Genomic DNA, 12,619 nt, shown 5'->3' with positions numbered 1-12,619 from the left:
GTAAGAATAGTTCCCATACTGCGCCCATATTTGAAAAATAATATTAAAGGAGCAGTTATTATGAATGAATATGTAAATCTTGAAAGAATAGAATTTGTAGTTACAATGGGCTGTACAGGCAGGTGCAGACATTGCAGCGAGGGCAGCCACGATTTCGGCGGCGAGCACATCGACGGCTCAGCGGCTGCAAAAGCCGGTGCCGAGGTCTGTCGACACTACGACATAAAGTCGCTGATGACCTTCGGCGGAGAGCCTCTCCTATACCCCGAGGCCGTCTGCGCTATCCACAGCGCCGCAAGAGCTTCGGGAATACCTCAGCGTGATATAATAACCAACGGCTATTTCAGCAAAAAAGAAAGCAGGATACGTGAAGTCGCTGAAATGCTTGCGGAAAGCGGCGTGAACTGTGTTCTGCTGTCCGTTGACGCTTTTCATCAGGAGACTATCCCACTTGAGCCTGTGACGCTTTTTGCAGAATCTGTGAGAAATGCGGGAGTTCCCATTTTTCTCAGTCCTGCGTGGCTGAGAAGTCCCGATGACAACAATCCCTACAACAACGAGACTCACAGGCTGCTGAAGATATTCACGGACAAGAGCTTCGGAGTTTCTCAGGGAAACATAATATTCCCACAGGGCAACGCAAAGGTGCTTCTTGCGGAGTACTTCGACGAGGATAATACTATTGCAAATCCCTATGAGGACGATCCGAGGCATATCCGTGCTCTGTGCTTTGAGCCAGACGGCAGCGTTCTCGGCGGAAATGTCTATGACACGGATATCATGGATATAATAAAAAACTACAAACCATAATAAAAGTTGAGAGTTGAGAATTAAGAGTTGAGAGTTATTGTATCGCCTGCGGCGATATATTTTAAATAATATGAGCGGAGCAAATACATAAACTCTCCCCTCTCAACTATAAACTCTAAACTAAAAGCGGCTAAGTTAACCATAGTACTTATATAGAAGTTTTATGTTTATTATTGAGAGAACCCCTTTTGAAAAAGGGGCTTCTCTCAAACTCTCTCCCTAAAACTTTCGTTTTGTTTTTTCACAGATAGGGCGCTCCTGCATTTTGCAGGACTTTTTTATTTATGAAGCGCCCTATCTGTGAAAAAACCAGATAAAAGTCTTTGGAAAGTGGTTCGGGGGATAACCTTTCCTCAGAAAGGTTTCCCCCGATAAATAAATATAAGTTTCTATATGAGTATCACGGTTAACTTAGCCGCTTTTGCTATAAGGGAGGTTTATTTTGCACTTGGAGCAAGGTCCTTGACCTTACCGAGAAGAAACTCCTGTATCCTCAGGGCGTCATTGGAGGTAATGCCCTTTACAGATACATCAACGTCGCCGTTGAGCTGTCCCTTTGCAGTAATATGACTGTCCTCAGAGCCGTTCAAGCCAAACTTATTAGGATTTGCAAGGCTCTGCATAATGAGAACAACGTCTGACATATCCACACTGCCGTCGCAGTTAGCGTCGCCGTATTTCACATCAGTAGGCACGGGAGCTGTTGTAGTAGTGGTCGTAGTTGTTGTAACTACAGGCTTTGATGTAGTTGTAGCCGATGATGTGGAAGGCTCAGAGCTGCCCTTGTAAAGGTCCTTCGGGAGCTCGGATAGTGAGATACAGAAATCACTGTTGTAGAGTGCCTTTACTGCGTCTGCGTCCTGATAATCCTTGCCGCAGAGGAAGTGAGCCTGCTCCGAATCATACCACGGGCAGAAATACAGCCAGTAAGCGTGCTCAACCTGCATATTGTTAAGTCCGGGGATAGAGTCATTCTCAGGCATAGACACCATTTTATTGCCCTTTACGAACTTGTTGAGAGTATAGAAGATACCTGCCTCGGCGTCCTCGTTAGGAACGCCCTGCTGCTTGCCGTCGTGACGGTTGTACTGGCAGTTGTACTTGTCAAAGCCAACGATATCAACCTTGTCATCGCCTGAGTACCACTTAGCGGAGTTGTCAGACCACGCATAGAGGTTCTGCTCCCAGATAAGGTTATGGAGACCGTACTCGTTGGTGAGAGTGTCCTGTAGGAAAGCCCAGAGCTGATTGTAAACTACAGCTCCCTCCTTCGACCACCAGAACCATGCTCCCGAACCGTCTATAGGATCGTCGGTATGGCTGGGGTTGCCCTCTGCCTCATGGAAGGGACGGAAGATAACAGGAACACCTGCGTCCTGAAGCTTTTTGAGCTCGGCTGCAAGGTTCTTCATACAGAGCTGGAAGTAATCGTACTCCATAGTGCCCTTCTTCATGCAGTTTGCAGTTACGAAATCTGTATTCTGGGTGTATGTTGTCTTTGCGAAATCAAGAGGCTCGCCGAGAGTATAATCAGCCTTCTGAGTAGGTACGTTTACGTGCCATGAAGCTGTACAGATACCGTTTTTCTTGGTCGCCCAGTCTATCATACGCTGTGCAACGCCGTCGTCCCATGCATAGCACGGACAGTAGCTTCCGAAGTCAAAGCCGCGGATAGCTGGCTCCTCGCCTGTGAGCTCCTTGAGGTATCTCACCTCGAAATCATAGTCGTTATATGTGTAGTTGCGGTTCTGGGTGCTGTAGGTGTAGACCTGTCCGTCGGGACCTGTGCAGTGCCACGGGAACTTCTCGCCCTGCTCCGTCTTGTCCCAGCTCTCCTCGTCGATGACATACTCAACGCCTTTCTGGTCTACGCACTTATTTGCGTTTGCGTCATAGCGGATAGTGGTCTCAACAGCATGACCGCCGCCGTATATCTCCTGCTGACCTGAGAGGATATGCTTGCCGTAAACGCTCTTGAGGTACTTCATGAGAGCCTTTGTCTCGGGAGTAGCCTTAGCGTCAACAGGCGCGTCGCTTGCCTTTGAAAGGTCGGGGAATGAAGCGTGGTCTACGGTTACGGTATCAATAGCCATATAGCCGTACTCGTTGATGAATTCGATAGTATTCACGCCCTTGTTCATACGCACCATTCCAAAGTCATAGTCTATCCACTTATCGGAATAAGCAGCCTGTGTGGTGTACTTTACACCGTTTATCTTGATCGCCTGCTGTCTGCCCTCCTTATTGAGTATCTGTGCGCCGTGAACAACGATAGAATACATACCGTCCTCGGGAACATTCACCTCAAATGAGCCGGGTTTAGCAGTGAGATAGTAGAAGCCCTTTCCTGAGTATCCGGGTATTTCTGTCTGATAGATACTTGTCCAGAGCTCTGCGCCCTCCATGTCCTCGCCCTCGATAGTGTAAGGGAACTTTGTTGCAGCAGACGCCTCACCTGCTGCAAAGGAATTGAAAAACGAGAGGGAGCTGCACTGTACTGCCGCCATAACGCCCGCAGCCGCCAGTGCCAATGATTTTTTAAGCATATTTTTCATGTTTTCCTCCTTTATTGGGAATGCCTATAATTTACCGACTTTATTATACTATCTTTTAAGTCCGATGTCAATACAAAAAGTCCATTTAATATGTAAATAATCTGTGATTATTTAAGTAATCTGCTTAAATAATGAAAAAAGGAACTTATGGGGGGACATAGTTCCTTTTTTCACGTCATTATATTAGAGAGAACCCAAATCTATCAGGATTCGGGGAGAGCTGGCACGAGTCCGAGAAGATATCTCTGAATAGAAAGTGCGTCGGCGTTGGTTATGCCGTTGCCCCTGCGCTCAACGTCCGCATTATCGCGATTTTCGGGAGCGATAGTGTACTTGTTCGGATTTGCAAGAGACTGCATGATAAGTACAACGTCAGACATATCTACCTGACCGTCGCCGTTTGCGTCGCCAGCCTTGCCGACAGGTGCAGGAGCTGTGGTTGTAGTTGTTGTCACAGCAGTAGTGGTTGTGGTTGTGGTTGTCGTCGTTGTAGTTACCGTGGAAGTTGTAGTCTCAACAGGAGTAAGGTCTACATCATATGGATTAGGAGCAGCAGTCTGTGAAACTCCGCCGCTCATGTGGTAGCCAATGCTCTTGTACTGGCTTGAACCAGATGTCTCGGCAAAGCCGTTCGGCTTCGGAGAACCGTCTGCGTTTCTCCACTGCTTGTGAAAATCAGTTCCCAGACCGCCTACATTGAGGCTGATGAAATCGCTGTCAGCAGGAGTGATTATATCGCCAAGCTTAGCACCGTTTGTCATAGTTGTATTTGACTTCGCAAAGTAGTATTTGCTGTTGTAGTAAATGGAATTGCTCATATTTCCTACGAACTTGTCGTTGGAGACCTTGATACCTGCCGCATTGGTCTTTGTTACCTTGCCTGTGTTGATGTAGGACATCATACCGTTGAAAGTAGCAGATGTATCACAGCGGTATACCATATAGTTAGCCTTGCCCTTGCCGCCGATACCGTTGTTGTATGCTGTACAGTTTTTCATATCGCCGAACTTGGGGTTGTTATTGTCTGTGAAGCCGCAGTTGAGGTTCTCGAATGCGAGACAGTTCTCAACATAGTGACGGGTACCTACTCCGCCGCCGCCAAGCTTGAAGCCGTTTCCGTCGCAGTCGCCGTAGCCCTTGCCGTCCTCGGTAAAGCCGTTGCGGAATGCGATACAATTCTTGATAGTTACCTTGCCGATAGGACCTGTTGCCTCCTTTGCGTAGAGGTCCCAGCCGTCATCGGAATTACAGTAAGCGATACAGCCGTCAAATACATTGCCCTCGCCGCAGGTGAGCTTTGCAGCAAAGCCGTCGGCGTTCTCCATAGTTGCATCGTCGCAGTTGTTCCGCGATGTACAGTTCTTGACGAGGTTGTTTGTGGGCCACTGTGCCACTGTATTGTAGGAGCCGTTATATCTTGATATCTGGAGACCTGTATCCTGATTGCGGTCGAATATCATCATCTCGATGATATTATTGTCGCCCGAAAGGAGCATACCGTTGTCGCCTGCGTGTGATATCTCGAAGCCATAGAAATGCCAGTAAGAGCCGTCCAGTACGAAGCCGCGGTTTGCACCGTCAACAGCCTGTCCTGTGAAATCGAACTTTACTGTAGCATTCGGAGCAGCTGCAATTGTCTTGTAAGCGCCTGCCTTACCCGAATTGCTCTCCTCGATCATGATAGTTGAGGTATACTTGTATGTACCGCCGAGAAGGAAAATAGTTCCGCCTGCTGGTACTGACTTTATAGCTGTAAGAACGTCTGTAGGCGAATTCTCTGTCTTTCCGTCACCGCCGCCGTTAGGTGAAGCATATATCACCTTTCCGCCTGATACGGGAGTTATCACGGGAGCAGCTGTAGTAGTTGTTGCCGCAGGCTGCTGAACAGTTGTAGTTGCAGCAGTTGTTGTGATATCGGTAACAATCGGCTGAGTTACGGTAGTAGTTGTAACTGTAGGCGCAGGAGCGTTGTCCTCCTTGAAACCGCTGCCGATAGCTGTTACAGTGCCCTTGTATGAGGTAAGCGCGGATTTGAGTCCCTGATTTACAGCATAGCTCTCGTCGTCAACAGCGTTGTTGAACTGCCACTTGAAATCGCCGCCGTCAACACGGCCTGCCTTTGCAGTAACTATAGCAGGAACGTCGCTTGCCTTATCGGGAGTATAACTGTACATCACGCTTGATGTATCGAAGTTATTATAAGCAGTTCCGCCGCTTTTAGCCTTAACGTCGCCGCCCAGCTTCTCTGTTCTTGAAGAAGCCTCGTAAGCGTCGAAATCTGTTTTGTTCTGCTGATAAGTTGTATAAGCCTTCTGTCCTGTCATATAGTTTCCGAAGGACTTGATAACGCCGCCTGCTTCACTTGAGAATGTTCCGCCTGTTATACCGTCAGAGCCCTGCATAGAAATGAGCATAGGATATTTACAGTTGCGGAAGTAGTTGTTCTCAACGAAACATGAAGCGCCCATTGTTACGCCAACGCCGTACTTTGCATTGCCGTCGAAATAGTTATTGTAGCAGTGTACCGAGCAGGTCCTTATTCTGGGGTGGCGTGAGTCTGAGTGGTCATACCAGTTGTGGTGGTATGTTATATAGTTCTCTGTAGACTCAGACTTCATACCCTGCAAGTTACACTTGCCGTTGTCCCAGAAATGATTGTAAGAGTGAGTAATATAAGTAGAGGTCTTGGTATCAAGTGAACCGTCGCCCTTTGCCTGATCGGCGTCGGAGCCTGCGTCGCCGTAGAAGAAGTCGCAGTTATGCACCCAGATATGATTATTGTTCTGCTGGAGTCCGCAGTCGTCGCCCTCATTGCTGTTGCAGTTCATAAAGCCGAGGTTCCTTACCTCAACATTTGAGCAGTTCTTCAGTACAAGACCGAAGCCGTTGAGAGTAGCGTCGTTTCCGATACCCTCGACAGTGAGACCAGCCTTTACCGAATCGACCATGAGGTCGCCCTTTGTCAGAACAGAGGGATCTGTAATGTTTCCTATAAATCTGATATTGAGAGGTCTTGATTCTTTCCCTTTCTTGTAGCCTGTGATGATATTCTGAACGCCTGTAAGAGTCTCTGCACCTTTACCTGTGGCGTCGATACTTGCCGTAACGCTGTCTTTGTTTCCGTTGGTAACGTATACGACTATTGCATTGCTTTTGAGTGTACCGTCGGCATTATAAGCTCCGTTTGAATTTCCGTTCACGAAGCCGAAGCCACTTCTGTCATGTGCATAGGCATTTGCCTTTGCCTCGGCAGCCTTGGAGCCGTCCTCCTTGCCGCCGATAACGGGAACTATCTTCATTGTGTGACTGCCTGCCTTGAGACCTACAGCGTCTGCTCTCATATAGCCGCTGTACTGTCTTATAAGCATTGTATCTATCTTTGTGCCGTCCACATAAACGTTGTAGCCCGAAGCTCCCGAAACAGAAGACCATGTGGCATACATACCCTCGCCGAAGCCTGCGCTGCTGAGCACCTTTACGCTGCTTTCAGCTGCATAAACTGTGATGACAGACGAGCTCAAACCAGTGCCGAACATTGAGGCCGTTGTTCCCACAGCAGCAGAAACAGTCATCATTGCAGCAGCTGCAACGGAAGCTGCTTTTAACTTCATCACATTATTTCTCATGACGATCCCTCCAGATTTTAATATCCTCTGAAAACGCACCTATCGTGCGCTCTTCTTTTTACTGACTATATTATATATCCCTGCGGAACACTTTTCAATGACATATAGTACTTATAAGCTGACACTTTATGCTATTATGTTCAAAATATCATACACAATCAGTCAATTACGCTTATATAAAAACATATATGTGAATAACCGAGCAAATCTCATATGCTGATTTAGTCATTCCTACAAAGTATTGATAAAGTATGAGAGTTTTTGAGTGCTCAAACGTCTAATAAATAGAAACATATTTTGAATCAACAGAGGGTTTATCCAATGGCGATGTGAACGGCGGCGGAATAACCGTTCAGGACGCAGAACTGATACAGGAAAAGCTTCTCGGAAAAAATTGATCTGTCATGATATAGCAGAAATGCTCCCCGTTTGGGGAGCATTTCTTATAAAACACAAAAAGCTCCGCATAAAGCGGAGCTTTCATAATTCTTAGAAAAGATCAAAATCGCCAAGGATATCGCCGTTGACAACATAGTAAACCTTGTTTACCTCAGGTCTTACATAAACGTCAACCTTCTTGACAGTCTTTGCGCCTGAAGCCTTAGTAGCCTTAGCAATAAGCTCAGCTGTGTTTACCTCTGAACCCATAGCCTGAATAACTACCTTGCTGTCTACAGCAGCTGCAGCTGTTTTCTTAGCAGCGGGCTTCTTAGCAGCTGTAGCCTTCTTCTCAGCAGGCTTCTTAGCAGCAGCAGCCTTCTTCTCAGCAGGCTTCTTAGCGGCAGCAGCCTTCTTCTCAGCAGGCTTCTTAGCGGCAGTTGCCTTCTTCTCAGCAGGCTTCTTTGCAGCAGGCTTCTTCTCCTCAGCAGGAGCAGCAGCTGTTACCTCTACCTTTGTTTCTGCAGTCTTCTTATCTGGCATGATAGTATCCTCCTCGAATTACTTGTTTACAGCGTTCTTGAGAGCCTGACCAGCCTTGAAAGCAGGAGCCTTTGAAGCAGGAGCAGTCATCATCTTCTTTGTCTGAGGGTTGATAACCTGCTTCTCCTTACGGTCACGAACTTCAAAAGTACCAAAACCAACGATTGATACCTTCTCACCGCTTGCGAGAGCGTCTGTGATTGTTGCAATGATAGCATTTACAGCAGTCTCAGCGTTCTTCTTTGTGAAGTCAGCCTTCTCAGCAACTGCACTGATTAATTCGGTCTTTGTCATAGTTTTATCCTCCATAAAATAGATTTTACAATTGAATTATATACCCTTTATAACAATTTGTCAAGAAATTTCCGAAAAAATGACAAATCGACGTATATTACGCCATTTGCGGCCCCGTTTTTATACAAAACAAACATAGTTTAGGGCTATTTTACGTTCCAACGGGCAGAAGGTCCTACCAATTATTATTACTTGCAGTATAATATACCTGATATATTCCGAAAAATAGAATGTTTTTCGGAATAAAAAAGCCTGCAAAAAACGACTGACGTTCATTTTTACAGGCTTTTTTCATAAAATTTTCAGTTTTTATATTTTTACATTAGGATTTGTGTACTGTCCGTGCTTTTTTGTTGCGCCGTTCCAGAACTGGATAGCAAACTCAGGACAGTGGTGCAGACATCTGAAACACAGCGCACATCTGTCCCGAACCCATACGGGCTTGCCGTCCTTTATCCTGATAGCCTTTACGGGACATTTCTCGGCACAGAGACCGCAGCCGATACAGCTGTCCTCCACGGAGAGATTCTTTGTGCTTCTCACCTTTGCGAACACCTTATCCGTAAGCGGATAGATAGCATAAGGCGTTTTCAGATTCATATAATTACCCTTTTTTCTGTGGAGTATCTTGGCTATAGTCCTGTCGATGTTGACCTCAGCCTTTTCGTTCTGCCTTGCCACCTTTTTCGGATCGGACAGATCAAAGGTCACAGTCCAGTTATCTGGCATTTTAATATTGTAAGCCGCACTCAGCCTTATCCCATTTTCTTTCAGCAGTCTGCGAGTCTCCTCACCGCTGCACCCGGGCGTCGTTCCATAAGTAGAAACCACAAAGACGTAGTGTTTGCCGCTTCTTTTTAAATTGAGCTTTTTAAGAAAGGCTCTCACAGGTATAGGCAGTGCCCACCAGTGAGTAGGCGTAACTATGCCGAAGTGCTCGTCCTCCTCAAGAGTTATATCAAAGACGCCCTCCTCGATAGACATTGTCTTTTCTCCTAAAGCCTCGGCAATGCGCTGTGCCGCATACTTACTGTTTCCTGTTGCCGAAAAATATACGATCATATAGATATCCCCCTATACGTTATTATGTCATATTTATTTCTGTCAGGTTGTTTTCTCGAACTGGTCTGCGCCCACACCGCATATAGGGCAGATATAGTCGGCAGGCACCTCGTCACCGATATACTCGTATCCGCAGACCATACATCTCCATACAGTTTCGCCGCTTTCGGTCTTTCCAACAGGTACAGCATCATGTCCGCCGTCCGATACCTTTTCAAAATCAGCTTTGCCGTGCTTGCATATAGGACAGACAAAATCATCGGGAACTTCCTCACCTACGTATTCATAACCGCAGATAACACACCTCCAGATAGTCTGACCGTCGGAGGTCTTTCCAACAGCCTCGGGCTTTGGCTTTATATTGTTCTGATAGTATTCATAGGTAGCAGATGGAGTATCGCTGAGGACCTCCATATCCGTAACATTACCGATAAACATTGTATGTGTGCCAAGATCTATGCTGTGCCATACAGAGCATGAGATATAGGCATTTGTGCCCTTTGTTACAATAAGTGTGCCGTTTTCAGCACGTTTGCAGTCAGTAAAGTCCGCAAACTTGTCCACATCGCGTCCCGACTGGAAGCCGAAGTGCTTGAACAGTGAGAAATCTGCGTCTGTACTTATTACAGAAGCTGTGAATCTTCCTGTAGACATTATCATATCATGAGTAAGATTGTTCTTGGCAACGGTAAGGCTTACCTTATTGGGAGTTGATGTCACCTGCGCAAGAGTATTTGTGATACAGCCGTTGTCTTTGCCGTCACAGCAGGCTGTAACAACGAAAAGTCCGTAGCTTATTTTGTACATAGCTTTCTTGTCCATATATGATACCTCCGATTATATAAAAATTTGCACCTACTATTCGCACTATCTTATATTATAATTTTACCAAAACATTTTCGCGCAGTCAAGTATATTTTGTGAACATTTTAGTTCCTTGACATTTAGCTGAAAAGTGGTATAATAAATATGAAAAAGGGAGCTTGTGTAACAGGCTGAGAGGGAGTTTCAAACTCCGACCTAACCTGATTTGGATAATGCCAACGTAGGGAAATACTTATGAAAAATAGGTGTGTCTCTATGCGGACACACTCTTTTTATTTTTCGAGCTTATGCTCGAAAAAGTTGAGAGCTGAAAGATGAGAGTTCAGAGCTATTGTATGCCATTACAGACAAAGATTTGAAAAAATCTTCAAATAACTCTCAATTCTCAACTCTAAACTCTCAACTGCAAAGCTTTGCTTTGCAGAGGGACATCGGGGGCACCACTTTGTCTCGCTATACAAAATTAATGCTGGGGCATTCGCCCAAAACGATCACAAAGGAGAAATGAATATGAGAACAGCATTAACAATCGCAGGAAGCGACTCCTGCGGAGGCGCCGGCATTCAGGCGGACATGAAGACCATGACCATGAATGGTGTTTTTGCCATGAGCGCGATAACCGCTCTCACTGCGCAGAACACGACCGGCGTAACAGGTATTATGGAGGTATCGCCTGAATTCTTAGCCATGCAGCTTGACGCTGTGTTCACGGACATTCGTCCCGACGCAGTAAAGACAGGCATGGTATCCTCCGACAAGCTAATCCGCACCATAGCTGCAAAGCTCCGCGAATACAAGGCGGAGAACATAGTTGTGGATCCTGTAATGGTAGCTACCAGCGGTTCAAAGCTCATTGCTGATGAAGCCGTGGAAACTCTGAAATCGGAGCTTCTGCCTATCGCCGCTGTAGTAACGCCAAATATCCCCGAGGCTGAGATACTTGCGGATATGAAGATAGCTTCACAGGACGACATGATAAAGGCTGCTCAGATAATCGGCGAAAAGTACGGCTGTGCAGTACTCTGCAAGGGCGGTCACAGTCTCAGCGACGCTAACGACCTGCTCTGGGACAAGGGCAGCACAAAATGGTTCAACGGCAGACGTATCGACAACCCAAACACTCACGGTACCGGCTGCACTCTTTCAAGCGCTATCGCTTCAAACCTTGCTAAGGGCTTCACACTTGAGAAGTCCGTTGAACGCGCCAAGGACTACATCTCGGGCGCTCTCGCAGCAATGCTCGACCTCGGCAAGGGCAGCGGTCCTATGAACCACGCTTTCTCTCTTACAGGCGAGTTCGCCAAGGAGGCAGAATAATGGAACAGAAGCGCACCTCAGTTTACGAAAACGGACTTATATGGTTCGGCGCAGGCGTTTCAATTGCCGAGATAATCACAGGTACATACTTCGCACCTCTCGGCTTCGGAAAAGGTCTTCTCGCCGTAATAATCGGTCATATCATCGGCTGCACTATGCTTTTCCTTGCCGGTCTTATCGGCGGCAGGACTCGCAGGAGCGCTATGGAGACAGTAAAAATGAGCTTTGGCAGCAAGGGTGGTATCTTCTTTTCGATACTCAACGTGCTTCAGCTGGTGGGCTGGACCGCGATAATGATATACGACGGCTCACTGGCTGCAAACGGTATCTTTGACGCAGGAAAATGGGTATGGTGTCTCGTCATCGGCGGACTCATTATCCTCTGGATACTCATCGGTATCAAAAACCTCGGCAAGATAAATACTGTGGCTATGGCTGCACTTTTCATACTTACACTGATACTATGCAAGGTCATCTTCTTTGACGGCAGCGAGCTGCCTGTTTCAGAGGAGAGCATGAGCTTCGGCGCTGCTGTGGAGCTCTCGGTAGCAATGCCTCTTTCATGGCTGCCTCTCATCAGCGACTACACAAGAGAAGCCGAAAAGCCCGTGGCTGCAACCGCTGCAAGCGCTGTAGTTTACGGTATAATCAGCTGCTGGATGTACGCTATCGGCATGGGAGCCGCTATTTTCACCGCTGAATCCGATATCGCTCAGATAATGGTAAAGGCAGGTCTTGGCATAGCAGGTCTCCTTATCGTGGTATTCTCAACAGTTACAACTACATTCCTTGACGCTTACTCGGCAGGTATCTCGGGAGAGTCCATACTTGCAAAGCTCAAGGGCAAATGGGTGGCTGTTGCAGCTGCCGTTATCGGTACAGCAGGAGCTATACTCTTCCCTATGGAGGATATAACAAACTTCCTCTATCTTATCGGCTCGGTATTCGCACCTATGATAGCTGTTCAGATAGCAGACCATTTCATACTCAAAAAAGACAGCTCAGACAAGAGCTTCGACATAATAAGCTGTATCGTATGGGTACTGGGCTTTGCCCTTTACAGATTCCTTATGACCAAGGATATCCCCGTAGGAAATACACTGCCCGATATGGCTGTAACTATTATCATCTGCGTTGCCGCAAAGAAAATATTTGCAGGAAGCGCAAAATCACTCAAGGCTAAAACAGAATAAATGCTAAACAGGAGAA

9 protein-coding genes and 1 riboswitch are annotated in these 12,619 nt (G+C 46.7%); of the genes, 3 read left to right on the top strand and 6 right to left on the bottom strand.

Features of this window, described 5'->3' with window-relative positions; all coding sequences use genetic code 11:
* Window positions 1-60 precede the first annotated feature (60 nt).
* Window positions 61-810 carry a radical SAM protein gene (locus T497_RS0105770; RefSeq protein ID WP_028514797.1) on the top strand — a complete coding sequence of 250 codons (750 nt, stop codon included), beginning with the start codon at window positions 61-63 and terminating at the stop codon, window positions 808-810.
* A gap of 437 nt (window positions 811-1,247) precedes the next feature.
* Here the strand turns inward: T497_RS0105770 and T497_RS0105765 are convergent, their stop codons facing one another.
* The 6 genes from T497_RS0105765 to T497_RS15980 all read right to left on the bottom strand — a co-directional run bounded on the left by T497_RS0105765 (window position 1,248) and on the right by T497_RS15980 (window position 10,090).
* Window positions 1,248-3,365, bottom strand: coding sequence for a glycosyl hydrolase (locus T497_RS0105765; protein ID WP_028514796.1), 2,118 nt, complete (start codon window positions 3,363-3,365; stop codon window positions 1,248-1,250).
* Between the two features lie 203 nt (window positions 3,366-3,568).
* A complete protein-coding gene (locus tag T497_RS17410; protein ID WP_051530547.1) occupies window positions 3,569-6,991 on the bottom strand; it encodes a right-handed parallel beta-helix repeat-containing protein in 3,423 nt (1,140 codons plus the stop codon).
* A 489-nt stretch (window positions 6,992-7,480) separates the two neighbouring features.
* Complete coding sequence (locus T497_RS15985; protein WP_037324518.1) at window positions 7,481-7,912, bottom strand: DUF6465 family protein; 432 nt, start codon at window positions 7,910-7,912, stop codon at window positions 7,481-7,483.
* 18 nt (window positions 7,913-7,930) lie between these two features.
* The gene (locus T497_RS0105750; protein WP_028514795.1) at window positions 7,931-8,206 is read right to left on the bottom strand and encodes an HU family DNA-binding protein; all 276 of its coding nucleotides are present in this window, start codon (window positions 8,204-8,206) and stop codon (window positions 7,931-7,933) included.
* 309 nt (window positions 8,207-8,515) lie between these two features.
* Entirely contained in the window at window positions 8,516-9,268 is a 753-nt protein-coding gene (locus T497_RS0105745; protein WP_028514794.1) for an EFR1 family ferrodoxin, read from the bottom strand.
* Between the two features lie 42 nt (window positions 9,269-9,310).
* Entirely contained in the window at window positions 9,311-10,090 is a 780-nt protein-coding gene (locus tag T497_RS15980) for a flavin reductase (RefSeq protein WP_037324517.1), read from the bottom strand.
* Between the two features lie 143 nt (window positions 10,091-10,233).
* Window positions 10,234-10,337: riboswitch (TPP riboswitch) on the top strand.
* Window positions 10,338-10,603: 266 nt separating this feature from the next.
* Here T497_RS15980 and thiD point away from each other — a divergent pair.
* Window positions 10,604-11,410 (top strand): bifunctional hydroxymethylpyrimidine kinase/phosphomethylpyrimidine kinase, encoded by an 807-nt coding sequence (gene thiD, locus T497_RS0105735; RefSeq protein ID WP_028514793.1) that lies wholly within the window; start codon window positions 10,604-10,606, stop codon window positions 11,408-11,410.
* The gene (gene cytX / locus T497_RS0105730; protein ID WP_028514792.1) at window positions 11,410-12,603 is read left to right on the top strand and encodes a putative hydroxymethylpyrimidine transporter CytX; all 1,194 of its coding nucleotides are present in this window, start codon (window positions 11,410-11,412) and stop codon (window positions 12,601-12,603) included. Before thiD ends, cytX begins: the two co-directional genes overlap by 1 nt.
* The last annotated feature ends 16 nt before the right edge of the window (window positions 12,604-12,619 follow it).

The organism is Ruminococcus flavefaciens MA2007 (assembly GCF_000621845.1).
GTDB lineage: Bacteria > Bacillota > Clostridia > Oscillospirales > Ruminococcaceae > Ruminococcus > Ruminococcus flavefaciens_E.
This window is presented reverse-complemented; position numbering and strand designations above follow the sequence as displayed.